Consider the following 23,933-nt stretch of genomic DNA (forward strand, 5'->3'; position numbering starts at 1 on the left):
TTGTCGACAATCCAGTCCGGAATCCCCCCGAATCAGGCCGCCCGGCGCTGGCGCAGCTTCAGGAACATCAGCGCCGTGGTCAGGGCATCGCCGAAGGCGCTGTGGCGGGCCAGCAGCGGGACCCCGAGATCTTGGGCCATGTGTTCGAAGCCCAGGTTGGGCTCGATGTCCGGATTCTGCATCAGCCGGCGCCGGCGGTAGAGGTGGGCCAGTTCGACATGGCGATTGGGCAGGGCAAAGCCGAGCTGCTCCCGGGTGAGCCGGCTCAGGATGGCGATGTCGAACAGCACATGATAGCCGAGCAGGGGGCGGTTCTGGATAAAGCCCAGCAGCAGGGGCAGGGCCTTGTCCGGCGACAGGCCCTGGTGCAGATCCTGGTGGCGCAGGCCGTGGATGCGGATGCTGTCGCCGGTGAGTTTGGGACTGGCGGCCAGGGTCAGCTCCAGCCGCTGGCTGGTGAGCACGCGGTTGCCCCGGACGGGCACGGCGGCGATGCTGAGCACGTCCGCCTGACGGGGATCCAGGCCGGTGGTCTCGGTGTCGATGGCGATCAGCTCGTCCCCCTGGTAGGGCTCAAACAGGTGTCGCCAGGGGGTATGGGCGAACTTGCGGGCCAGCCAGAGGCGCTTGAGCGGCAGCATCAGAGGTTCCGGATCTGGAAGTGGAACTCCAGCTTCTGTTTGAGCTTTTTTACCACGTGCAGGGCGTGGCGCAGCAGGTCCCGCCGGTGGCGGGGCAGGCGGGCAGCGTCTATCTGCTGGTTCAGGCCGTCGCCGCCCCGGGCCAGTTGCTGCTCCAGCCGCAGTTGCCAGAACAGGACGAGGGCGGCGCTGAGGTTGTCGGCAAAATCCGGCTCGAAGATACCCTTGTCGGTAAGCAGACGGATTCGCTCCAGGGTGCCGTTCTCGGTGATGCCCTGCTCCAGGGCCAGGGCCCGCACCCCCTGGACGATGGGGAAGATGCCGCCGCGCTTGATGTCCAGGCCCTGCTCCGGCTGCTTGATATCGCCGAAGAAGGTGAGGGGGGTATGGAATTTGAGCGCCTGAGCGGCGAACTCGCTCAGCAGCAGCTCCTGGCCGCGCACTGCCTCCAGCAGCTGTTTTTGCAGCTGGCGCACCAGGGATTCCCGCCCGGCGATGAAATGCGGCTCGCTGAGGATGGCCAGCTGCATATGGCTATGGGGGCTGTTCTGGCGCACCCAGCGGCGGATCCGCTCCTGCCAGGCGCTCAAGGAGTGCACCCATTCCGGGTTGTTGACCATCACCTTGCCCGGACAGGGCGGGTAACCGAGCCGCTCCAGATAGCGGCTGAACTGCTCGGCGAAGGGCAGGATCTCGGCGGCAGACAGGCCCTCTTCCAGCACCAGGGCGTTGTCCTGATCCGTCTTCAGGATCTGCTCGCCCCGGCCCTCGCTGCCCAGCACCATCAGCGCCAGCCGTTCGTGGTAGCGGGCCGGAAAGGCGAACTCGAAGGCCTTGCGCATCAGCTGCTCGTTGAGGCTGGCCAGCAGCTGCATGATAAAGGGCAGGCGTACCCCGTTGTTGTGCAGGTTCTCCACCAGCATGCCGAGGGTGGCGGCGGCCTCGGCCAGTTCGTCGATGCTGCCGGCCCGCAGGATGCGCAGCCCCAGCACGTGGGAATGGGTGGAGAACTGGCTGAGCAGCTGGGTCATTTCCAGTATGCCCACCAGCTGTTCCCGCTCCTTGACCGCCACCCGCTCTATCCGGTGGCGAACCATCAGCATCAGGGCGTTGAACAGGAAGTCACCCTTCTGCACCGAAATCAGGTTGAAGCTGGCGAGGCGCTGCACCGGCTCGGTGCCGGGCAGGCCGTCGAGCACGGCGCCGTAGAGCAGATCGGTGCCGGTAAGCATGCCGAAGCTGCCGTCGTGGGTGACGATGAGCGATTCCAGGTGATGGCTCTTGAGCAACAGGGTGGCCTGGTAGAGGGAGGTCTGGCCGTCGATCACCATGGCCGGCTGGATGTTGCCGTTGTCGATGCGGGTGAGGATGAATTCCGACAGGTTCTTCTGGGAAGAGGCGACCCGTTGCCGGCCCTGCAGATCCCGCTGGAACCAGGCGGCGAAGTCGGGGTTGTCGGTCATCAGGGTGAGAAAGGCCTGGGTGGGCAGCACGAAGCACAGGGTTTCTTCCAGCGCCACATAGCTGTGGCGGCACTCGCCGTCGAACTGGCCGCGGATGTCGAACAGATCGTCGGTGGTATAGTGGGCGTAGATTTCGCCGCGCTCGGCATGGCGCTCTTCCACCACCCCCTTGAGGATGATATAGAGGCTGTCGATCAACTGTCCCGGATGCAGTATGGTCTCGCCCCGATCGAAATAGGCGATGTCGGTCTGATCCAGCACATCCTGGCGCTGCTCGGCGGTCAGGGTATCGAAGGGGGGATGATCGAAGTTGAACTGATCCTGCATGTGCGGCTCCTTGCCCCGGCGTTCACCTCCAGTATCGCCGCCCCCCGGGGACTGTCCAGCCGACTTTAGTCGCAGGGCGATACAGCGGTATTTGAGCGGGGACTGTTGCCCGTCCCGGTTTGGCGCAGAGTTACAGCAACAACTGCTCGGCAAACCAGATCACGATCAGGTAGCGGCTGGCCTTGCCGATAAACACCAGGGGCACGAACAGGGCCAGTCGGACCCGCATTATCCCGGCGATAAAGGTGAGGGGATCGCCCACCACCGGCAACCAGCCCAGCAGCAGGGTCCAGACCCCGAAGCGGTTGAACCAGTACTGGGCCCGGGCCAGTTGCACCGGCTTGACCGGAAACCAGCGCCTGTCCTGGTAGTGCAGCAGGTACTTGCCCAGCCACCAGTTGATCACCGAGCCCAGGGTATTGCCCACGCTGGCCAGGGCCCAGAGCAGCACGGCGGCGTCGGGCTGGCGGCTGAGCACCGCCGCCAGTACCACCTCGGAATAGAAGGGCGCCACGGTGGCGGCCAGCAGGCTGCTGGCGAAGACCAGGAGAAAGTCCACGCCTCAGCCGCGAGCCAGCCAGAGGTAGAGGCCAAAGCCGAGCCAGCTCAAGGCCAGCAGCAGCCAGGGCAGCAGGGAGGCGGATGAGGAGGCCGGTGCCTCGTCCAGCGGCAAGGCCTCGTCCGCCGTTTCCTCATCCTGGCGGCGGGCCTGTTGCTTGCGCGCCTTGTCGGCGGCGCGGGCCTTCGCCTTCTGTTGTTTCTTGTATTCCTCTATGCCCTTCTGGATGCCCTGGGCGATCAGCCGGGTCTGCTCCTTGGTCTGGCCCGGGCGCTGGGTGGCCCGGGCGATGCGCTCGGCCTCGTCCCGGCTCTGGGGCGAGGCCTCGGCGGGCCTATTCTTGTGGTAACGCATCAGTCGGCCACGTTGTTGAGGTAGTGCAGATCCATGCTGAACATGGCCCGCAGCAGTTCGGCGGCCGCGGCATAAAAGCCGAACTCGTCCTGCTCCCGGCAGGCGTCCACGAAAGCGGGCAGCCAGCCGATGATCAGCTGGTTGGCCAGCTCCCGCTGTTGGTCGAGCAGGGTCTGGCGTGCCGGCACGTCCCCCCGTTCGGCCGCGTCGGCGGCGGCCAGGGCCAGGGTGCCCATCATTTCCAGCTGGTTGCAGACGTTGAGCGGATCATCGTCGTCCAGCCGGGTACCGTGTTGGCGCAGCAGCACCGACATCAGCACCAGGGCCTCGTCTTCCGGCGGCGCCAGGGTCGAGGTGTCCAGCAGCGAGGGCTGGCCGAACAGCCGGCCGTACTGCTCGGTCAGTTCCGCATGGGGCTTTTTCAGTCCGGCCACCCGCTCGGCCTGCCGGCGGAACGCCTCGGTGGTGGCGTTCAGGGGGTCCAGGGTGGCCAGGCTGTCCAGGAAGGCGTGCATGTCGTAGCCGCTGAACTCGCGGATCTCGCTGTCGGCCAGGGGGGCGGCGAAGAGGGCGGTAAACCAGTGATAGAGTTCGGCTCGGCGGTGCGAGGTAACCATGAAGTCTTGCATATTCCCCTCAACATTTGTTTGGGTGCCCGGCGCGGCTTTCCGAGACCGGCACCACGGGCCAAAACGCCTATTCTATCGGGTTTGGGCGCTATATCCAGCCCGTGGCCCGGTAGCGGGGGCATGATGAGCTTGTTATGCTCCCTTCAACTTTTTGTGAACTTTTCAACATAAAGATAAAAAAATGTTGATAACTTCCTCGCCGGGGCTAGGCCGGGCCGCGCCTTGGGGGTAAACTCTAGCCCCAACAGTGATAACCGCACGAGTCAGGAGAAACGGATGTTAAAGCGTGACATGAATATCGCCGATTATGATCCCCAGCTGTGGCAGGCCATCAGCGATGAAACCCTGCGTCAGGAGGAGCATATCGAGCTGATTGCTTCCGAAAACTACACTAGCCCCCGGGTGATGCAGGCGCAGGGTTCCCAGCTGACCAACAAGTACGCCGAAGGCTACCCCGGCAAGCGTTTCTATGGCGGCTGCGAGTATGTCGACATCGCCGAAGAGCTGGCCATCGAGCGCGCCAAGCAGCTGTTCGGCGCCACCTACGCCAACGTCCAGCCCCACTCCGGCTCCCAGGCCAATGCCGCCGTCTTCATGGCCCTGGTCAAGCCCGGCGATACCGTCATGGGCATGAACCTGGCCCACGGCGGCCACCTGACTCACGGCTCTCCCGCCAACTTTTCCGGCAAGATGTACAACATCATCCCCTACGGCATCAACGAGCAAGGCGTGCTGGACTACGAAGAGATGGAGCGCCTGGCGGTCGAGCACAAGCCGAAGATGATCATCGGCGGCTTCTCCGCCTTCTCCGGCCTGGTCGACTGGGCGCGCATGCGCGAGATCGCCGACAAGGTCGGTGCCTGGTTCATGGTCGACATGGCCCACGTGGCGGGTCTGATCGCCGCCGGTCACTACCCGAGCCCGATCGCCCATGCCCACGTGGTGACCTCCACCACCCACAAGACCCTGGCCGGTCCCCGTGGCGGCCTGATCCTGTCCGCCTCCAACGATGAAGAGCTGGAGAAGAAGCTGAACTCCGCCGTTTTCCCCGGCGGCCAGGGCGGCCCCCTGATGCACATCATCGCCGCCAAGGCGGTGGCCTTCAAGGAAGCCATGGAGCCCGAGTTCAAGGAATACCAGGGCCAGGTGCTGAAGAACGCCCAGGCCATGGCCGACGAGTTCCAGAAGCGCGGCTACAAGGTGGTCTCCGGCGGTACTCACAACCACCTGTTCCTGCTCGACCTGATCGACAAGGACATCACCGGTAAGGAAGCCGACGCCGCCCTGGGCCGTGCCTTCATCACCGTCAACAAGAACGCCGTGCCCAACGATCCGCGCTCTCCGTTCGTGACTTCCGGTATCCGCATCGGTACCCCGGCGGTGACCCGTCGCGGCTTCAAGGAGACCGAGGTGCGCGAGCTGGCCGGCTGGATCTGCGATGTGCTCGACAACATCAACGACGACGCCACCATCGCCCGGGTGAAGGAGCAGGTACTGGATATCTGCCGCCGCTTCCCGGTCTATGCCTGAGTCTGAGTGGTTCGATGTCAAAACGGGGCCTTCGGGCTCCGTTTTTCTATCCGGCACCGGGTCGTCGAAATGGCGCCGGGTGCCGGGTTCCCGCCGGCTCCGGCGCGGAAGCCTGCCGGCAGGATGCTGGCAATCTCAGGTCCGCTTCTTTACACTAGGGCCATCGCCGGCTCCGCGGAGGCACCATGCACTGCCCCTTCTGTAACGCAACCGAAACCAAGGTCATCGACTCCCGCCTGGTGGGGGACGGCCTGCAGGTGCGCCGGCGACGGGAATGCAATGCCTGCAGGGAGCGGTTCACCACCTTCGAGACCGCCGAGCTGGTAATGCCGCGGGTGATCAAGACCACCGGCATCCGCGAGCCCTTCAATGAGGACAAGCTGGAAGCCGGCATGCAGCGTGCGCTGGAAAAGCGTCCGGTCAGCACCGAGGCCATCGAGCAGGCCATCAGCCGCATCAAATCCCAGCTGCGCGCCACCGGCGAGCGGGAAGTCAAATCCGAGCTTATCGGCAACCTGGTGATGGAAGAGCTCAAGCAGCTCGACAAGGTCGCCTATATCCGCTTCGCCTCCGTTTACCGCTGTTTCGAGGATCTGCGCCAATTCGGCGAGGAAATAGCCCGTCTGGAGCAATAAGTGTTCAGCAAAGAAGATGCGTTCTGGATGGCCGGGGCGCTCGCCCTGGCCGGCCGCGGCCGCTTTACCACCAGCCCCAATCCGGCGGTGGGTTGCGTTATCGTCAATGAAGGCGAACTGGTCGGCGAGGGCTATCATCAAAAAGCCGGTGAACCCCACGCCGAGGTGTTCGCCCTGCGCCAGGCCGGTCCCCGCGCCCGGGGCGCCACCGCCTATGTCACCCTGGAGCCCTGCTCCCACCATGGTCGTACCCCGCCCTGCGCCCAAGGCCTGATCGACGCCGGCGTGGCCCGGGTGGTGGCGGCCATGGTGGATCCCAATCCCCGGGTCGCCGGGCGGGGACTGGCCATGCTGCAGGAGGCGGGCATCCGGGCCGAAGCCGGCCTGATGACGGCGGCGGCGGAGGCGGTCAACGTCGGCTTTCTGCACCGCATGCGCACCGGCCGTCCCTTCGTGACCGTCAAGCTGGCCGCCAGCCTCGACGGCCGCACCGCGCTGGCCAACGGCGAGAGCAAGTGGATCACCGGTCCCCAGGCCAGGCAGGACGTGCAGCGCCACCGGGCCCTGAGTTGTGCCGTGTTGTCCGGAGCCGACACCGTGCTGGCCGACGACGCCGCCCTCAACGTGCGCTGGCCGGAGCTGCCCGCCTCGGTGCGGGAGCAGTACCCCGAGGCCGGGCTGCGTCAGCCGCTGCGCATCGTGGTCGATACCCGCAACCGGCTGCATCCGGGACTGACCCTCTTTTCCGTCCCCGGCCCGGTGCTGTTGCTGCGCGGCCGGGTCGGCGGCGGTTTCGGCCCTCAGGTGGAAGAATGCGTGCTGCCGCTTGCCGGGAATGGCAAACTCGACCTGCCGCTGCTGCTCGACGAACTGGGCCGGCGCCAGCTGAACCAGCTCTGGGTGGAGGCAGGGGCCCGGCTGTGCGGTGCCCTGCTCGGCCAGGGGCTGGTGGATGAACTGGTGCTCTACCAGGCCCCCAAGCTGATGGGCAACAGCGCCCGCGGCCTGTTCGAACTGCCGGAACAGACCGCCATGGATGCCGTGCCCGTGCTCGAATGGCGCGACTGCCGCCGGGTGGGCGATGATCTTAAACTGACTGCAAGGGTAAAAAACTGATGTTTACCGGTATCGTTGAAGCCACGGGCCTGCTTGCGGCCATCAGCCGCAAGGGCAAGGAGTCGGTGATCAGGATCCATTGTCCCGGGCTGGATCTGTCCGACGTCAAGCTGGGTGATTCCATCGCCACCAACGGTGTCTGCCTGACGGTGACCGAACTGGGCAAGGACTACTACTGTGCCGACGTGTCCGGCGAAACCATCGCCCGCACCGGCTTCGCCGACTACCAGGCGGGCCAGAGGGTCAACCTGGAGAAGGCGCTGCTGCCCACCAGCCGGCTGGGCGGCCACATCGTCTCCGGCCATGTGGACGGGGTGGGCAAGGTGGTGCGCCGCACTCCGCTCGGCAGCAGCCTGGAGCTGTGGCTGGAGGCGCCTGCGGAGCTGGCCCGCTATATCGCCGAAAAAGGCTCCATCACGGTCGACGGCATCAGCCTGACGGTGAACGCGGTGGACGGGGCAGCCTTTAAACTGACCCTGGTACCCCATACATTACAAGAAACCACCCTGGACGACTGGCAACCGGGCCGGTCGGTCAACCTGGAGGTGGATATCATTGCCCGCTATCTGGAGCGCCTGCTGAGCGGTGCGCCCGCATCACCACAGGGCGGACTGACGCTGGCGACCCTGGCCGCCAGCGGATTCGTGAAATAACAAGGAGAACACCATGGCCTTAAGCAGTACCCAGGAAATCATCGACGATCTTCGTCAGGGCAAAATGGTCATCCTGATGGATGACGAGGACCGGGAAAACGAGGGCGACCTGATCATGGCCGCCGAGCATGTGCGGCCGGAAGACATCAACTTCATGGCCAAATACGGCCGGGGGCTGATTTGCCTGACCCTGACCGAGGCCCGTTGCCGCCAGCTGGATCTGCCGCTGATGGTCAGCCGCAATACCGAGCAGTTCTCCACCGCCTTCACCGTGTCCATCGAGGCCGCCGAAGGCGTCACCACCGGCATTTCCGCCGCCGACCGGGCCCGCACCGTGCAGGCGGCGGTGGCCAGGGACGCCAAGGCGGCGGATCTGGTGCAGCCGGGCCATATCTTCCCGCTCAAGGCGCAGAACGGCGGCGTGCTGACCCGCGCCGGCCACACCGAAGCGGGCTGCGACCTGGCGCGGCTGGCGGGCCTGGAGCCGGCGGCGGTGATCGTCGAGATCCTGAACGAAGACGGCACCATGGCCCGGCGCCCGGATCTGGAGAAGTTCGCCGAACAGCACGGCATCAAACTCGGCACCATCGCCGATCTGATCGAATACCGCAACCAGAACGAAACCACCATCGAGCAGGTGGCCCGCTGCCATCTGCCCACCGAATACGGCGACTTCGAGCTGGTCACCTTCCGCGATACCATCGACAACCAGGTGCACTTTGCCCTGAAAAAAGGCGAGATCCTGGCGGAGCAGCCGACCCTGGTGCGGGTGCACATCCACGACATGCTGACCGACGTGCTGATGACCGACCGCCACGCCGCGCGCACCTGGCCGCTGACCAAGTCCATGGCGCGCATCGCCGAGGAAGGAGGCGTGCTGGTGATCCTCGGCAAGGAGGAAACCCCGGATCACCTGCTGTCCCTGGTGCGCACCTTCGAGGCGGTGGACAGGGGCGAGCGGCCCGAGGGCGCCAAGTGGCAGGGTACCTCCCGCCGGGTGGGGGTGGGCTCGCAGATCCTGCGCGCCATGGGGGTGGGCAAGATGCGGCTGCTGAGCTCGCCCAAGCGCTACCACGCCCTGTCCGGCTTCGGCCTGGAAGTGGTGGACTACATCACCGACTGACCGCCGGACAGTGGTGACGAGGCCCGCTCCCGAGCGGGCTTTTTATTCGGCGCCGATTGAGTTTTGGCCCGGATGGGGCAACAATGGCCGCCTCACTAAAGGGACAGCTAATTTAAGGTAACAGGAGAGCCTATGGCCATCTGGGGTCGGGGACTCAGGGCGAAGTCCGTGCTCGCGTTGTTGATAGCCTGCCTGCTGGCCTTTATCCCGGCCGGCGGCATCGGCTGGCAGGTGATGGCCTCGGTACAGGAGCATTTCGGCCTGGCCTATGCCCGTAATGTCACTCAACTGAACCGGCAGAATCTGCTGGTGCCGTTGTCGCGGGATCTGGCCCTGGCCCGACGCCTCGCCGATTCGGTGTTGACCCGACAATGGCTGGAGCAGGAAGCGAATGCCGACCATAAGGCGTTGCTGTTCCGCGAGGCCGAAGGCTTCGCCGCTGATTTCAGCAGCCGCTCCTACTTCCTGATCAGCGCCGGCAGCCGCGACTACTATTACCGGGAGCCGGACAAGCCCTTTACCGGCGAGCCCCAGTACCGGCTCGACCCCGACAGCGCCGACGACCAATGGTTTTTCAATATCCTGGCCAGCGGCGACAAGCTCAATATCAACGTCAACCGCGACAGCCGGCTCGGCACCACCCGGGTGTGGCTGAACGTGCTGGTGGAGGAAGGGGGGCGCCCCCTCGGCCTGGCCGGCACCGGCATCGATCTCACCCGTTTTATCCAGGAGTTCATCGCCACCGACGAGCTGGGGGTGACGCCCATGATCATCGATGGCCAAGGCGCCTTCCAGGCGCACCCGGACCCCGCTCTCATCGCCCTGGGTTCGGCCGCCGGCATCCACGGTGGCCAGCGTACCCTGCCCGAGCTGCTCGGCTCCCGGGAGGAGGGTGAGCGCCTGCACCGGCTGATGCGCGAGGCCGTGTCCGCCCCCGAGTCGGTCGGCACCGGCTGGTTCAGCCTGGACGGACGGCGCCAGCTGCTGGCGGTGAGTTTCATCCCCGAGCTGGACTGGTACCTGGTGACCGCCGTGGACATGAACGCGGCCCAGGTGCTGGAGGCCGGTTTCGTCAACAATGCCCTCGCGGCCTTCGTCGTCATGCTGGTGGTGTTGCTGCTGGCCCTGGTCTATGCGGTGGACCGGATATTGCTCAACCCCCTGCGCCGGCTGCAGGGGTCGGCCACCGCCATCGCCCAGGGCCGTTACGATGTCTCCCTGCCACCGCCCTCGGGGGATGAAATCGGCGATCTCAGCCAGGCCTTCGGGGTGATGGCCGACAAGGTGCGCCGCCATACCCGGGAGCTGGAGCAGAAGGTGCAACACCGTACCCGTGAGCTGGAGGAGGCCAACCGCCGGATGCGCCAGGCCCACCAGCAGATCAACGACTCCATCGACTATGCCAGCCTGATCCAGCGCGCCATCTTGCCGGATCAACAACTGACCCAGGTACTGGGCGAGCATCATTTCGTGCTCTGGCACCCGCGGGACGTGGTGGGCGGCGACTTCTACCTCTTTCATCCCGGCGAGGAGGGACGCTTCCTGGTGGGGGTGGTCGACTGCGCCGGCCACGGGGTACCGGGCGCGCTGATGACCATGCTGGCGCGGGCGGCGCTGGACCATGCCATCCGCGAGCGGGGCATCGCCTCGCCGGCGGCCGTGCTGGGGCTGGCGGACAGCACCCTGCGTGGCATGCTGCAGGACTGCGATCTGCCGCGGGGCCTGGCCACCAACATGGACGTGGGCCTGGCCTGTGTGGAGCCGGGCGCGGGCCGGCTGTTGTTTGCCGGCGCCAAGATGTCGCTCTATTACAGCGACGGCGAGCGGGTGGAGGAGTGCAAGGGCAGCCGGCGGGCCCTGCTGGACCGGCGGGATGCCCGCTTCGAGGACAGCTGCGTTCCCCTGAGCGCCGGCCATATCTACTACCTGGCCACCGACGGCTACCTGGATCAGGCCGGCGGCAGCAAGGGATTCGGCCTGGGCAGCAGCCGCTTCCGGGAGCTGCTGCGTACCCATGCCCAGTTGCCCCTGGCGGAGCAGGCCGAGGCGCTGCGCCAGGCGCTGGACGACTACAGGGGCAGCCATCCGCAGCGGGATGACATCACCCTGCTCGCCTTTAAAATCGATGCATGCTGAACGAGGGATTCCGATGCCAGCCATAGACCTGCTTTCGATCCGGGAGCAATTCAACGAAAACCAGATACTGCTCTGTTTCAACGGCCCCATTTCCCGTAGTCTTATCGAGGAAATCGGCAATGCCCTGCGCAACTACCTGCAGGCGGAAAACGCCCTGCCCGCCGCGGCCATGGACGTGTTCGGGGTCTATATCGAGCTGACCCAGAACATCCGCCACTACGCCTCCCGCCTGGGCTACAGCGAGCGCGACGGCGCCGCCACCGTGGTGGTGGCGCGGGGGGAGGACGGGCACTACCTGGTGCTGGCGGGCAACCGGGTCGAGCTGGCCGATGGCCGGGCCCTGTGCCGGCGCATCGAACAGCTGGCCGGCATGGACAAGGCGGCGTTGAAGGCGGCCTACAAGTCCCAGCTGCGCCAGCCGAGGTCGGCGGACAGCAGCACCGGCGCCGGCCTGGGATTGCTGGACGTGGCCAGGAAGTCGTTCCGGCCGATGACGGCCAAGCTGGTGGATACCGGTGACGGTCGGGGGTTTTTCAGTTTATTGGCGGTAATATGAGCGTGAACCCGGAATTAGCTATGAAGGCGTTGAATATCACAGGTACCCAGTCCACTCCGGACATTCTCTGCAACCCGGACACCGGCGTGGTCGCCATGGGCGGCGACTCCTATCCCGAAAACTCCTTCGAGTTTTTCAACGAACTGATCGAGTGGGTGGAGCAATTTCTGGAGCAGACCGAACGGCCATTGCGCCTGGAGCTGCGGCTCATCTATATGAACACCAGCAGCGTCAAGGCCATGATGGACATCTTCGATCTGCTGGAAGCGGCCTTCGGCCGGGGCCGGCAGGTGATGGTGCAATGGTGCTACGACCCGGACAACGAACGGGTGGCGGAGCTGGCCGAAGAGTTCAGGGAAGACTGCAGTTTCCCCTTCGATATTGTGCCCCATGACTAACCGATTGCCCGACGACGCCGAGCTGGAGCGGTTGCTCAGCGCCCCGGAGCACAGGGACAACCCGCTGCTGCCGGTGCTGAGGACGCTGCTGGAGCGGGATCGGGAGCACCGCCTCCGGCTGGAGCGGCTGCTGCGCATCTCCGACTGCAGCTATGATCTGGCCCGTTCCCAGACCGAGGATCTGTTGCAGCAGTACGACAGGCAGTTGCGGCGGCTGGAGAAGATCACCCGCATTTCCGATCGTTACCAGCGCAGCCTGCTGGAGCTCAACGACCGGCTCAAGCAGGCGGCGCTGCGCGATCCCCTCACCGGCCTGGCCAACCGCCGGCTGCTGATGGCGCGGCTGGGCGAGGAATGGGAGCGTTGCCGGCGCGGCAGTCCCCCGTTCTGCCTGGCGATGCTGGATGTGGATCATTTCAAGCGCATCAACGATGCCTTCGGCCACGACGTGGGCGACCGGGTGCTCTGCCTGCTGGCCCAGGCCGTCGGCGGCCAGCTGCGCGGTTACGATCTCTGTGCCCGCTGGGGCGGCGAGGAGTTCATGCTGCTGTTGCCGGATACCGGGCTGGAGCAGGCCCGGCAGCTGGTCGAGCGGATCATGCAGGCGGTGCGCGGCCTGTGCCTGGCGGACATCGACGAGCAGTTGTTGCTCACCGTGAGCGTGGGGCTGACGGCCTATCGCCCCCATGAAGCGCCGGACAGTACCATCAACCGGGCCGACGGCGAGCTGATCCGGGCCAAGCGCAGTGGCCGGAACCGGCTGCAGGTGGCGCTGCCCTGAGCCGCGAGAGACCATTTCCAGAAGGAGAAAGATACAAATGGCAACCTTGTTGGGGCCGGCGGACTTCGTCGACATGCCCTGGAAAAACGGCGGCGGCACCACCCGGGAGCTGTACCGGCTGCCCGCCGAGGGCGACCTCGAACTGCGGGTCTCCATGGCCCGGGTGGGGCAGAGCGGGCCCTTTTCCTGCTTTCCCGGCATCGATCGCATCCTGATGCTGGTGCAAGGCGACGGCTTCGAACTGGAGATGGCCGGTGAACGGCGGCTGGTGACGGAACCCTTTGTCCCCCTGCACTTCAACGGGGAGGCTGCGGTGGGCTGCCGGCTGCTGGGCGGCGAGTGCCTGGACTTCAATGTGATGACCGCCAGACGCTGGGGCCGGGCCGAGCTGAGGGTACACCCTCTGGCGCCGGACCGGGATTACCGCAGCGAGGGCTCCCGGGGCCGCCTGCTGTACCGGCATGGCGCCGAGCCCGAACTCTGGGTGCTGGCGCCGGGGGAAACCCTGGTGCTGGCGGCCCGGGAGCCGGCCGAGGTGCTGGTGGAGATCACCCTTTATCCCCTTGACGGAGCCTGAAGCATGCTGCCCTATATCGAACGAGAGACCGGCCTTCGGCCGGATGCCTGTGTGATCTGGCTGCACGGCCTGGGGGCCGACGGCCACGACTTCGCCCCCATCGTGCCCGAGCTGGGGCTGCCGTCCGAGCTGCGGATCCGGTTTATCTTTCCCCATGCGCCGGCCATCCCGGTCACCGTCAACGGCGGTTACCGCATGCCGGCCTGGTACGACATCCTGTCGTTGGAGATAGAGCGCAAGGTAGACGAAACCCAGCTGCGGGCGTCGGCCCGGGCGGTGCAGGCCTTGATTGAACAACAAATCGGGCAGGGCATCGACAGCCGCCGCATCGTGCTGGCCGGCTTTTCCCAGGGCGGCGCCGTGGCCTACGAGGCGGCGCTGAGTTTCGACCGGCCACTGGGCGGCCTCATCGCCATGTCCACCTATTTCGCTACCGCCGGCAGCCTGGAACTCAATGATGCCAACCGGCACCTGCCGGTGCAGGTGTTGCACGGCGACCGGGATCCGGTGGTGCCGGAGCTGCTGGGACAAAGGGCGTGCCGGGAGCTGGAGTTGCTCGGCCTCCTGCCCGAATATCACAGCTATCCCATGGAGCACAGCGTCTGCGCCGCCGAGATCCAGGACATTTCCCGTTTTCTGTGCCGCCTTCTGGCACCCCAAGACTGAAGGAACCCATTGATGAATATCAAGCAACTGCAGGCCAAGCTGGAGCAGGCCCCCGAAGCAATCGAATTCGCCGAGGTGATCGCGCTTGTCGACAGCCTCTACGACTTCACTCCCACCGCCTTTACCAACGGCGATCAGGAGAACCCGGCGGGGCAGAACAACGGCTCCTGCAAGCTGTTCGCCTTCGCCCGCCTGCAAGGCTTCAGCGAGGAAGAAACCCTGGCCTGCTTCGGCGGCTACTATCGGGATGACGTGCTCGGCAACCCCGACGGCCAGGACCACCAGAATATCCGCAATTTCATGAAAACCGGCTGGCTGGGTATCGCGTTCGATGGCCAGCCGCTGAGTCCGAGATAAGTCCGGCGGGGGGCGGGACGGCCTGTTGCCGGTCAGAATTCCCCGCCATGTCCATCCAGTTGCGACAGGGCGATCACCGCCTGGGTACGGTTCTTCACCCCCAGTTTGCGGAAGATGGCGGTGACATGGGCCTTGATGGTGGCCTCGGAAACGTCCAGTTCGTAGGCGATTTGCTTGTTGAGCTTGCCTTCCGACAGCATGGTGAGCACCTTGAACTGCTGGGGAGTGAGGCTGGCCAGGCGTTCGGCGATATTATCCTGGGGGGCGTCAGCCAGGCTGATGCCTTCGGGAAACCAGGTATCGCCTGCCAGTATGGTGTTGAGGGCACTGACCAGGGTGCGCATGGGGGCGGACTTGGGGATAAAGCCCAGGGCGCCGAAGCGCATGGCCTGCTGTACCACGGCGGCCTCCTCACTGGCGGAGACCACCACCACCGGCAGTTCGGGGTACTGGTTGCGTAGCTGAACCAAACCGGAAAAGCCGCTGGCACCGGGCATCTTCAGGTCCAGCAGCAGCAGATCGACATCCCCGGTTTCGCTCAACAGCTGCATCAGGTTGTCGATGCTGTCCACTTCCTGCAGCTGGGCGCCCTCCACCGCCAGTTGCACCGCCTGGTGCAAGGCATTGCGAAACAAGGGATGGTCATCGGCAATGATAATGCTGTAGCCCGTTTCCATGGTGTTATTTGAATCCTTGTATCGGTGAGTAATCGATGGAAACTTATTCCATCGTTTTTTCCCTTGGTATGATAGGGCTTTAGACCCGGCCTGAGAACAGGAAGGAACGATTTTCGTGATCCCTCAGGACCGGCATGATGCTCCGCATTCTGCAGCCGGCCCTGCGCGGGCGTGGCGGAAACCGACGTACAGGTTCGATGTCGGGCCGGGTTTCGGAGGCCGCCGACGTGCCCGGAGAGGGCTTTCGGCGGCGGGGGCTGGCACTATTCCCCGGTTCTGGCGGTCATATTGGTGTTTTCGTGATCGGCACCGATTGGTGTATGGTTGGCGCAGAATGTGCCGGATGTCCCGGTGGGGAGCGAGATGAGGAAGCCCTTAATGTTTCGAAAATGCATGCTGATGCTGTGTGGGTTGATGGGGGCCGGGGCGGCGGTGGCTCGGGATATCGATCAGTTGCAGGCCGAGTTCAGCGTCCAGCTCAATGGCGATCAGACCCGTGGCATCAATACCCTGGTGATCGATCGCAACAAGGACCGGTACCATGTGCACTTCGCGTTGGAACATTGGCTGCTGGATGTGGATCAGCGTGCCAGCTTCAGTTGGGAGGACTGCACGGCCCGGCCCGACACCTTCAACTACAAGGCCAAGGCCGTCGGCGTGCGGCGTGAAGAGCGGCTGGTGTTCGATCAGCAGACCGACATGGTGCTCTACCAGGACGGCAAGGGTGATCAACTGCTGTCGGCCGAAGGCGGGGCCTTCGACCCGGTCAGCTTCTTCTTCGAGGCGCGTTGCGATCTTATCGCCGGCCAGACCACCCTGACCTACCCCGTGGTCCGGGACGGGGAGATCAAGCAGACCACCTTCAAGGTGGTCGGCGAAGAGGCGATCCGTACCGGGGTGGGTACCTTCGATACCCTGATCGTCGAGCGTGACCGGGGAAACAGCAAGCGCAAGACCCGTTTCTGGGTGGCACCGGAGCTGGACTACCTGCTGGTGCAGATAAGCCATGAAGAAAATCGCCAGCTGGCGGTGACCGCGACCTTGAGCAAGCTGAACTATCGCCTGGTGGACGACGGCATTTAACCCGTCGCCATCTGCTGCTCCTGCAGCGGGGGCTCGCTGCAGATGCGGCAACGGCCGCCTTCCTTGGCCCGGTACAGGGCCCTGTCGGCTCTCACCAGCAAGGCGTTGATGCCATCGCCCTTGTCGGCTTCGGTCAGGCCGCCGCTGAAGCTGAAACCGATGGTTCTGTCGGCCAGGTAGAGCGGGGTGGCGGAGATGGTTTCCAGCAGGCGATGGGCCAGATAAAGGCCCTGCTGGAGATCCGTGTCCGGCAGTATCAGCAGAAACTCCTCGCCGCCGATGCGCGCCAGCACATCGGTGTCCCGTATCGCCCGCCGGCCGACGCCGGCAAAGTGGCGCAATACCTGATCCCCTATGTCATGGCCATGCTGGTCATTGATCAATTTGAAGTGGTCGATATCCACCATCATGATGCAGAAGGGGTGGTGGTAGCGCTGCAGGTTGGCCACTTCGTACTGCAACCGGGCTTCGGCGGCGCGACGGTTGGGGCACTGGGTGAGGGCGTCGGTAGTGGCCAGCTGTTTCAACTGCTGGTTCAGGCGCACCAGCTCGTTGTTGGCCCTGCTGATGGCCAGGCGGTGGCGCCGGTTGCGTTTCAGGGTCAGCAGGGTCAGCAAGCCTCCCCACAGGGAGCCGGTGGTGGCGAGGCTGATGATGGTCGCCCACCTGTCCTGCTCCTGGGCCAAGTGATAAACGTGCTGGGCGTCGGTCAGGGCATGCACCTGATAACCGCTTTCTTTCATCCTGTGGCTGGCCAGGACGACGGGGCTCTTCTGCGGCCCCAGCAACCGCACCTCCGGCAGCAATGGGCTCATGCTGAGGGGTAACAGCGGAGGATCTTGCCCGGTGGCCGGACTGGATCGGTAAGACAGCTGGCCCTCGTCCAGCGCATGCAGCAACCAGGAGGGATTGTCGGCCATCGAAACGATACCTTCGTTGTCGGTGACCAGCAGTTCGGTCCGAAATCCAGGCCGGCTGAAGCCGTTCACCGAAGAGCTGAGCAGCAATAACGCCACGGCGGCGCCGTCGACTTCGATGGGCGCCGCATAATAATAGGTGGCCTGCTTCAGCTCGGGGTCGAGCACGAGGCGACGAAAGCGCTGCGGTATCGCGCCGGCCAGAAAAAAGGAGGGAAGCGGCAGCAGGACCGGACTCTGGATCAGTACTTCACCCTTTGGACCGAGGAGCCAGATCCCGTTGAGTTCGAACGCCGCGCCGAATTTATCCAGGTCCGCCTGTAATGCACCGCCATTGCTGTTGTTTTCCAGAAAGTGCCGGGTGGTGGACAGGGTCGCCAGGGCCTGGGCGATGTGCTGGATTTTCCGCGTGTCCCGTTGCAGAGCCTGACTCGCGGTTGTGGCCGTCAGGGCGCTCTGCTGGTGTAATTCATTCAGTTGGCTCAGGATGCGCTGGTGGATCCAGTGGCGACTCATGAACCAGCAGGACAGGGCCACGACCAGCAACAACAGCAGGATGGCGCCGAACAAGTAGTAGTCCCGTGGCAGCCAACGGATATTCTTTGACGGCATCATCCTTGCACCTGTCAGCCAGGGGGCTCCTTGTTGTCCGGGTGCTTTATAGTCTAGTTGAGTGGCGATAATACGAGCAGCTTTCGGGGAGGTATCAAGGTTATAATCAGTAAATTATATACAACTTATACTGATCCAGATCAACGGCGATCCCGGCCCCATGCCACAGTATGGGGCCAGCAGAGGGGATGAATGCCTGACCCCGGGAGTGATTATGCGCCTGACCCATTACACCGACTACGCCCTCAGGGTACTGATATACCTGAACCTGCACCGCTCGCGCCGCTGCACGGCGCCGGAGATCGCCGCCCATTTCCGGGTGTCCCATCACCATCTGCGCAAGGTGATCCAGGATCTGCACCAGCGGGGCTATGTCACCACCATCAGGGGAAAGGGCGGCGGCCTGCATCTGCTGCGCTCACCGGAGCAGATAGTGATCGGCACCCTGGTGCGGGAGCTGGAGCCGGACATGAAACTGACCGACTGTTTCGAGTCGCGTCATCATTGCGTGATAGCGCCCGCCTGCCGGGGCCGGCAGATGTTCAGCCTGGCGCTGAAGCAGTTCCTGGCGGTGCTGGATCAGCACACCCTGGCGGACCTGATGCCGGCCCGGGTGCGGGGCCAGTGCATCGAGCTGCTCTATCAGGATGCGCCCCCGGTCTGATGCCGGTACTTGGCCAGTTTGTCGTACAGGGTCTTGCGCGGGATGCCGAGCCGCTCTGCGGCCAGGGCCACGTTGCCGTCGGCCTGGTTCATGGCCGCCAGGATCAACTGCTGCTCCAGCTCCGCCAGCTGCTGGGGCAGGGTGAGGCGGGTGTCGCCGGCAGGCGGCAGCACCCCCAGCACATACTGCTCCGCATAATGGCGCAGTTCGCGCACGTTGCCCGGCCAGTCCCGCTTCAGCAACTGCTGCACCAGCTCGTCGCCGGGCGGCGGTGTATCCCGGTTGTATTGAGCCTTGGCCTGCTCCACGAAGTGCAGGAACAGCAGCGGAATATCCGCCCGCCGTTCGCGCAGGGGCGGGATCTGCAGGGTGACCACGTTGAGCCGGAAATAGAGATCGGATCTGAACAGTCCGGCCTCGCCGGCGGTTTGCAGATCGATCTTGGTGGCGGCCACCACCCGGGCGTCCACCTCGATAAGCTTGTTGCCGCCGAGCCGTTCCAGCACCGACTCCTGCAGCACCCGCAGCAGCTTGGCCTGCAGGTTGAGCGGCATGCCTTCGATCTCGTCGAGGAACAGGGTGCCGCCGTCGGCGTGCTCTATCTTGCCGATACGGCGCTTGGTCACCCCGGTAAAGGCGCCGGGCTCGGCGCCGAACATCTCGCTCTCGAAGATGGACTCGGGCAGGGCGGTGCAGTTGACCGCCACGAAATGGCCCTTGCGGCCGCTGCCCTGGTGCAGGCTGCGCGCCACCATCTCCTTGCCGGTGCCGGTGTCGCCCAGGATCAGGACGCTGGCATTGGTGTCGGCGATGTTGTCGATCTGCCGGCGCAGCAGCTCGATCTGCGGGCTGTGGCCGAGCAGCAGGGCGGGGCCACGGCTGGCGGCCAGCTGCCGTTTCAGTTGCCGGTTTTCCAGCACCAGGGCGCGCTTGTCCATGGCCCGGCGCAGGCTGTGCAGCAGCTGCTCCGGCTCGTAGGGCTTCTCGAAGAAATCCTGGGCACCCAGGCGCATGGCGGCCACCGCCATGGGAATGTCGCCGTGCCCGGTGAGCAGCAACACCGGCAGCTCGGCATCGCGCTGCTGCAGCCGCTGCAGCAGCGCCAGGCCGTCCATCCCCGGCATGCGCACGTCGGACAGCACCACCACCGGCGCCTCGGGGGACAGCGCCTGCAAGGCCTGCTCGGCCCGGGCAAAGCCGCGGGCCTTGATGTCGGACAGCAGCAGCGTCTGCAGCAGGGTCTGGCGCACGTCCTCGTCGTCTTCCACCAGCCAGACTTCAATCTCGGGGTTGTTCATCAACCTCTCTCCAACTCAGGGTAAAGCGGGCGCCACCCTCGGCGGTGGCGGCGATTTCCAGCCGGCCGTCGCTGGCTTCCACCAGGTCCCGCACTATCGCCAGTCCCAGCCCCAGCCCCTGTCCCGCCTGCTTGGTGGAGAAGAACGGCTCGGTCACCCTGTCGAGCAGCTCGGGCGCGATGCCGGGGCCATTGTCCCACAGGCAGAGGCGGTGGGGCTCGGCCGCGATGGTGATGGCGGCGTCCGCGCTGCCCGCCAGGGCATCCAGGCTGTTGCCGAGCAGGTTGGCCAGCACCTGCTCCAGGGCGTGCAGCTCCATGGGCAGCAGTATCTCCCCCGGCGGGCGGTGGAGGCGGACGCCCTGCTCCTCGACGCGGGGACCGAGCCAGCTCAGCACATTGTCCAGCGCCTCGTCCAGCCGGGCCCGGCCGCGGGTCTTGCGGCGGGTGGCGGCGAACAGCTTGAGCTGGGAGGTCAGGCGGGCGATGCGGTCCACCAGCCGGCCCATGGTCTGCAGGCTCTGCTCCACCTGTTCGGTGTGGCCGCGCTGGGCCAGCAGCAGGGTGTTGACCGACTGGTTCCTGAGCGCGGTGAGCGGCTGGTTGATCTCGTGGGCCACGCTGGCCGCCATCTGGCCGAGGGCCGCCAGCCGGTTGACCTGGATCAGTTCGTGTTGCATGGATCTGAGCCGGGCCTCGGCCTGGAAGCGCTCCTGCACCTGCCGCTCCAGCTGGCGGTTGGACGCGGCCAGGGCGGCGGTACGCGCCATCACCTTGCGTTCCAGCTCGCCCTTGGCCCTGAGCTGGGCCTGCACATAGCGACGGCGCTGGCGCCAGTACAACAGCAGCAGGATAAAGGCGACGATGCTGAAACCGGCCACGGCGGTGACCAGGCTGGCGGTGTCGTACAGCGGCCGGCTCGGCCACCACAGCTGCAACCGCCAGCGCAAGCGGGGCAGCATCAGCTCGCTGACCCGATACTGATGTCCCTGCCAGACCAGCTGCTCACCCTGGCGGCCGAGTGCCAGGGGGTGCAGCGGCATGGGGTGGTACTGGCGGGTGCGCTCCAGTCGTTGTCGGGCGGACGGGGACAACGGGGTCAGGGTGGCGAACTTGAGCTCGCTGCGGGAGGCCAGGGCGATCACCTGGTCCGGGTCCACCACCATCACCAGGTCCTGGGCCGGCTGCCAGCTCCGCTCCAGCTCCAGCAGGGTGATCTTGGCGGCCAGTACCCCCTGGGCGCCCTGCTCCCGCCCCAGCCTCAGGCCGAAGAAGTAGCCGGGGATGCCGGTGGTGGCGCCCACCCCGTAGAATTCGCCGAAGCTGCCTTCGAGGGCGTCGGTGAAGTAGGGCCGGAAGCGGTAGTTCTGGCCGATGAAGGAATGGGGCTGATCCCAGTTGCTGGCGGCCAGGGTGGTGCCCCGGCCGTCCATCATGTAGAGCGCCTCCACCCCGGTGTCCGCCGCCAGTTGCGCCAGCAGCCGGTTGGCCTGCTGTACGGCCTCGGCATCGTCGGGCGAAGCCAGGGCGCGGGTCAGTACCGGATGGGAGCGCAGGGCGCGGGGAATGTTCTCGAAACGGGCGATTTCCGACTCCAGCGCCGCCCGGTACACCAGCAGCTGCTGCTGGGCCCGGAGCTCCTGCTCCACCGCCTGGCGTTGCCAGCTGCCGTGCCAGATCCAGGCCAGCAGCAGGGCGAACAACATGATGCCGAGCAGCCAGAGCAGCCGCTTGCCGAGTGAAGGGGTATTCAGTTGACCTCCGCTGAGTCACAGGCGCTGAGGGTGACGGCCTGCCCGGCCGGCAGCCAGTGGCCGAGCGGGCGGCACAGGCCGGAATCCAGGCAGAGGGTATAATCGCCGGTAAACTCGGAACTGGCAAGCTGCACCTCGGTCAGCAGCAGCCCCGGCCGCCAGCGCCAGGCGCCGTCCTCCAGCCGGGCCTCGGGCGGCGGCTCCATGCCGGCCCCCGAGCCCCGTACGCTGGCCTCCACCAGCCGCAGCCGGTCGCCTTCGACCCGGTAGTGTTCGGCCCAGCGGATTTTCTCCACCGAGTGATCCCAGCTCAGGCCGATGCTGCCGGTCAGCAGCATCAGGGTGGCGGAGGCGGTGGCCAGGCAGATCATCAGGCCACGGCCAGCGCCCGCTGGCGCTTGTATTGCCACCAGTGGCGCCCCAGCAGCAGGGCGGCCAGGCCCAGGCCGAGCTCGTCGGTCAGCGGCAGCGAGAACACCAGCAGGGCGGCGGCGGCCACGGCAGTCAGCCGCTCCCACCAGGCGAAGGGGCTCAGCCAGTAGCCGATGGCGCCCATGCCCCACAGGGACACCGCCAGCAGCGCCTTGAACACCACGAAGACGGTGGCGGCCAGGCCCGCGTCGCCCTGCAGCATCAGCTCGGGGGCGTATACCGCCATGTAGGGCACCACGAAGCCGGCGATGGCGATCTGCAGCGAGCGGATGCCGATGCGCAGCCCCGATGCCTTGGCGATGGGCGAGGCGGCGAAGGCGGCCAGGGCCACCGGCGGGGTCAGATCCGCCATGATGCCGAAGTAGAACACGAACATGTGCGACACGATCAGCGGTACGCCCAGCTCCAGCAGCGCCGGAGCGGCGATGGAGCTGGTGATGATGTAGTTGGGGATGGTGGGGATGCCCATGCCCAGCACCAGGCAGGTGAGCATGGTCAGCGCCAGGGACAGCAGCAGGCTGTGCTCGCCCAGCTGGATGATGTAACCGGCGACGATGGTGGCGGCACCGGTGAGCGAGATGACCCCGATGATCACCCCCACCAGGGCGCAGGCCACGCCCACCGGCAGGGCGTGCAGGGCGCCCTGGTAAAGCGCGTTCACCACGGTGGACAGGATGCCCTGCTCGCGTTTGGCCAGCAACAGCACGGCGAGCACCGCCACCACCACGAAGATGGCGGTGATGCCGAACTGGTTGAAGGTGGCACAGGCCAGGCCCAGCCCTATCCAGAAGGCGTAGCGCAGCCCCCTGGCGCCCAGGTGTTTGGCGACGCCGTTGCCCATGATCAGCACCACGGTGAGCGCCAGGCCCATCATGCCGGCGAACAGCGGGGTGAAGCCGGAGAACAGCATCACCACCAGCGCCACCAGCGGCAGCAGCAGGTACCAGCGTTGCCTGAGCGCGGCCATCGGCTGAGGACACTGGTCCTTGGGCAGGCCGTGCAGGCCGGCGCGGCCCGCTTCCAGGTGCACCATCAGGAACACGGTGAAGAAGTAGAGCACGGCGGGGATCAGCGCCGCCTTGGTGATCTCCACATAGGGCACGTTGATGGTCTCGGCCATGATAAAGGCCACGGCGCCCATCACCGGCGGCATGATCTGGCCGCCCATGGAGCTGGTGGCTTCCACCGCCCCGGCGAAGTCGGCCTTGTAACCGAACTTCTTCATCAGCGGTATGGTGAACTGGCCGGTGCTGACCACGTTGGCCACGCCGGAGCCGTTGATGGTGCCCATCATGCCGGAGGACAGCACCGACACCTTGGCCGGGCCGCCGCGGGTGTGGCCGACCGAGCCGATGGCCACGTCGTTGAACAGCTTGAGCATGCCGGCCTGCTCGAGGAAGGCACCGAACAGGATGAACAGGAAGATGTAGCTGGACGACACATAGGTGGGGGTGCCGTAGATGCCCTCGGTGCTGAAGGCCAGCTGGGACACCACCTGATCCAGGCCGTAGCCCCGATGCATCAGCGCTTCGGGCAGGTGCTGGCCGAACAGGGCGTAGGCCACGAAGGCCAGGCAGATCAGCGGCAGCGCCCAGCCCATCAGCCGGCGGGCGGCGTCGAACACCATCACCAGGGTGACGCCGCCGATGATCCAGTCGGCCTGGTTCATGTCGCCGGCGCGATAGATGAGGTCCGCCTCGAACCACCAGTGGTAGAAGGCGAACAGCAGGGCGAGTGCGCCCAGCAGCGTGCCCCAGACCGAGGGGCGGGACAGGTGCTGGCCCCGGGCACCGTGAAGCTGGTACACCAGGAACAGCAGAAAGCCGACGTGGATGGCCCGCACCACTGTGGTGGACAACGGGCTGAAGGCGGCGGTGACTATCTGGAAGATCGAAAAGGCCAGGGCGCCGTAGAAAATCAGCGCATGGGGCCGGGTATTGGCACTGTTCATCATGCTTGCTCCTGGAGGCGACGCCCGGGGCGCCGCCTCCTGTGG

General features: G+C 65.5%; 25 protein-coding genes. 14 read left to right on the plus strand and 11 right to left on the minus strand.

Annotation, left to right across the window (positions count from 1 at the left end; translation table 11 throughout):
• Window positions 1-32: 32 nt before the first annotated feature.
• From ACT7DK_RS04190 to ACT7DK_RS04210, 5 genes are all read right to left on the minus strand, one after another.
• Window positions 33-641, minus strand: coding sequence for a 3'-5' exonuclease (locus ACT7DK_RS04190; RefSeq protein WP_445396619.1), 609 nt, complete (start codon window positions 639-641; stop codon window positions 33-35).
• On the minus strand, window positions 641-2,431 hold the full coding sequence (locus ACT7DK_RS04195) for a DUF294 nucleotidyltransferase-like domain-containing protein (RefSeq protein ID WP_445396621.1): 1,791 nt from the start codon (window positions 2,429-2,431) through the stop codon (window positions 641-643). The genes ACT7DK_RS04190 and ACT7DK_RS04195 overlap by 1 nt, the downstream gene beginning before the upstream one ends.
• A 130-nt stretch (window positions 2,432-2,561) precedes the next feature.
• On the minus strand, window positions 2,562-2,990 hold the full coding sequence (locus ACT7DK_RS04200; RefSeq protein ID WP_445396623.1) for a YqaA family protein: 429 nt from the start codon (window positions 2,988-2,990) through the stop codon (window positions 2,562-2,564).
• 3 nt (window positions 2,991-2,993) lie between these two features.
• Window positions 2,994-3,344, minus strand: a complete 351-nt coding sequence (locus ACT7DK_RS04205) for a DUF2956 family protein (RefSeq protein WP_445396625.1) — start codon at window positions 3,342-3,344, stop codon at window positions 2,994-2,996.
• Complete coding sequence (locus ACT7DK_RS04210) at window positions 3,344-3,973, minus strand: molecular chaperone TorD family protein (RefSeq protein ID WP_445396627.1); 630 nt, start codon at window positions 3,971-3,973, stop codon at window positions 3,344-3,346. The genes ACT7DK_RS04205 and ACT7DK_RS04210 overlap by 1 nt, the downstream gene beginning before the upstream one ends.
• Window positions 3,974-4,249: 276 nt before the next feature.
• On the opposite strand from ACT7DK_RS04210, the gene glyA reads away from it, so the two are divergent.
• The 12 genes from glyA (at window position 4,250) to ACT7DK_RS04270 (ending at window position 14,501) form a co-directional block, all read left to right on the plus strand.
• A complete protein-coding gene (gene glyA / locus ACT7DK_RS04215) occupies window positions 4,250-5,503 on the plus strand; it encodes a serine hydroxymethyltransferase (RefSeq protein ID WP_445396629.1) in 1,254 nt (417 codons plus the stop codon).
• Window positions 5,504-5,688: 185 nt separating this feature from the next.
• Window positions 5,689-6,138 carry a transcriptional regulator NrdR gene (gene nrdR / locus ACT7DK_RS04220; RefSeq protein ID WP_094038594.1) on the plus strand — a complete coding sequence of 150 codons (450 nt, stop codon included), beginning with the start codon at window positions 5,689-5,691 and terminating at the stop codon, window positions 6,136-6,138.
• A complete protein-coding gene (ribD, locus tag ACT7DK_RS04225; RefSeq protein ID WP_445396632.1) occupies window positions 6,139-7,254 on the plus strand; it encodes a bifunctional diaminohydroxyphosphoribosylaminopyrimidine deaminase/5-amino-6-(5-phosphoribosylamino)uracil reductase RibD in 1,116 nt (371 codons plus the stop codon).
• Complete coding sequence (locus ACT7DK_RS04230; protein WP_445396634.1) at window positions 7,254-7,907, plus strand: riboflavin synthase; 654 nt, start codon at window positions 7,254-7,256, stop codon at window positions 7,905-7,907. Before ribD ends, ACT7DK_RS04230 begins: the two co-directional genes overlap by 1 nt.
• Before the next feature lie 13 nt (window positions 7,908-7,920).
• A complete protein-coding gene (gene ribBA / locus ACT7DK_RS04235; protein ID WP_445396636.1) occupies window positions 7,921-9,030 on the plus strand; it encodes a bifunctional 3,4-dihydroxy-2-butanone-4-phosphate synthase/GTP cyclohydrolase II in 1,110 nt (369 codons plus the stop codon).
• A 132-nt stretch (window positions 9,031-9,162) separates the two neighbouring features.
• Window positions 9,163-11,166, plus strand: coding sequence for a biofilm regulation protein phosphatase SiaA (siaA, locus tag ACT7DK_RS04240; protein ID WP_445396638.1), 2,004 nt, complete (start codon window positions 9,163-9,165; stop codon window positions 11,164-11,166).
• Window positions 11,167-11,179: 13 nt separating this feature from the next.
• Entirely contained in the window at window positions 11,180-11,722 is a 543-nt protein-coding gene (gene siaB / locus ACT7DK_RS04245) for a biofilm regulation protein kinase SiaB (protein ID WP_445396640.1), read from the plus strand.
• A gap of 20 nt (window positions 11,723-11,742) precedes the next feature.
• Window positions 11,743-12,120: a biofilm regulation phosphoprotein SiaC gene (gene siaC / locus ACT7DK_RS04250; RefSeq protein WP_445396642.1), complete on the plus strand. Its 378-nt coding sequence runs from the start codon at window positions 11,743-11,745 to the stop codon at window positions 12,118-12,120.
• On the plus strand, window positions 12,113-12,901 hold the full coding sequence (siaD, locus tag ACT7DK_RS04255) for a biofilm regulation diguanylate cyclase SiaD (protein ID WP_445396644.1): 789 nt from the start codon (window positions 12,113-12,115) through the stop codon (window positions 12,899-12,901). The genes siaC and siaD overlap by 8 nt, the downstream gene beginning before the upstream one ends.
• Before the next feature lie 37 nt (window positions 12,902-12,938).
• Window positions 12,939-13,478: a HutD/Ves family protein gene (locus tag ACT7DK_RS04260; protein WP_445396646.1), complete on the plus strand. Its 540-nt coding sequence runs from the start codon at window positions 12,939-12,941 to the stop codon at window positions 13,476-13,478.
• A 3-nt stretch (window positions 13,479-13,481) separates the two neighbouring features.
• Complete coding sequence (locus ACT7DK_RS04265; protein WP_445396648.1) at window positions 13,482-14,144, plus strand: alpha/beta hydrolase; 663 nt, start codon at window positions 13,482-13,484, stop codon at window positions 14,142-14,144.
• Between the two features lie 12 nt (window positions 14,145-14,156).
• On the plus strand, window positions 14,157-14,501 hold the full coding sequence (locus ACT7DK_RS04270) for a HopJ type III effector protein (protein ID WP_445396650.1): 345 nt from the start codon (window positions 14,157-14,159) through the stop codon (window positions 14,499-14,501).
• A 32-nt stretch (window positions 14,502-14,533) separates the two neighbouring features.
• Here the strand turns inward: ACT7DK_RS04270 and ACT7DK_RS04275 are convergent, their stop codons facing one another.
• On the minus strand, window positions 14,534-15,178 hold the full coding sequence (locus tag ACT7DK_RS04275) for a response regulator transcription factor (protein WP_445396652.1): 645 nt from the start codon (window positions 15,176-15,178) through the stop codon (window positions 14,534-14,536).
• 378 nt (window positions 15,179-15,556) lie between these two features.
• Between ACT7DK_RS04275 and ACT7DK_RS04280 the strand changes: the two genes are divergently transcribed.
• Window positions 15,557-16,261, plus strand: coding sequence for a DUF3108 domain-containing protein (locus ACT7DK_RS04280; RefSeq protein WP_445396654.1), 705 nt, complete (start codon window positions 15,557-15,559; stop codon window positions 16,259-16,261).
• Here ACT7DK_RS04280 and ACT7DK_RS04285 read toward each other — a convergent pair.
• Window positions 16,258-17,793, minus strand: coding sequence for a GGDEF domain-containing protein (locus tag ACT7DK_RS04285; protein WP_445396656.1), 1,536 nt, complete (start codon window positions 17,791-17,793; stop codon window positions 16,258-16,260). The genes ACT7DK_RS04280 and ACT7DK_RS04285 overlap by 4 nt on opposite strands.
• Before the next feature lie 211 nt (window positions 17,794-18,004).
• Here ACT7DK_RS04285 and ACT7DK_RS04290 point away from each other — a divergent pair, with 211 nt between their 5' ends.
• Window positions 18,005-18,454 (plus strand): RrF2 family transcriptional regulator, encoded by a 450-nt coding sequence (locus ACT7DK_RS04290; RefSeq protein WP_445396658.1) that lies wholly within the window; start codon window positions 18,005-18,007, stop codon window positions 18,452-18,454.
• Here the strand turns inward: ACT7DK_RS04290 and ACT7DK_RS04295 are convergent.
• From ACT7DK_RS04295 to ACT7DK_RS04310, 4 genes are read right to left on the minus strand one after another with little or no spacing between them, the layout of a single operon-like run.
• Complete coding sequence (locus tag ACT7DK_RS04295) at window positions 18,433-19,752, minus strand: sigma-54-dependent transcriptional regulator (RefSeq protein WP_445396660.1); 1,320 nt, start codon at window positions 19,750-19,752, stop codon at window positions 18,433-18,435. The two genes, ACT7DK_RS04290 and ACT7DK_RS04295, sit on opposite strands and share 22 nt — an antisense overlap.
• Entirely contained in the window at window positions 19,733-21,457 is a 1,725-nt protein-coding gene (locus tag ACT7DK_RS04300) for an ATP-binding protein (protein ID WP_445396662.1), read from the minus strand. Before ACT7DK_RS04300 ends, ACT7DK_RS04295 begins: the two co-directional genes overlap by 20 nt.
• A 44-nt stretch (window positions 21,458-21,501) precedes the next feature.
• A complete protein-coding gene (locus ACT7DK_RS04305; RefSeq protein WP_445396664.1) occupies window positions 21,502-21,876 on the minus strand; it encodes a DUF1850 domain-containing protein in 375 nt (124 codons plus the stop codon).
• Window positions 21,876-23,891, minus strand: a complete 2,016-nt coding sequence (locus ACT7DK_RS04310; RefSeq protein WP_445396666.1) for a TRAP transporter permease — start codon at window positions 23,889-23,891, stop codon at window positions 21,876-21,878. The genes ACT7DK_RS04305 and ACT7DK_RS04310 overlap by 1 nt, the downstream gene beginning before the upstream one ends.
• Between the last annotated feature and the right edge of the window lie 42 nt (window positions 23,892-23,933).

It is taken from the genome of Zobellella sp. An-6 (assembly GCF_052487945.1).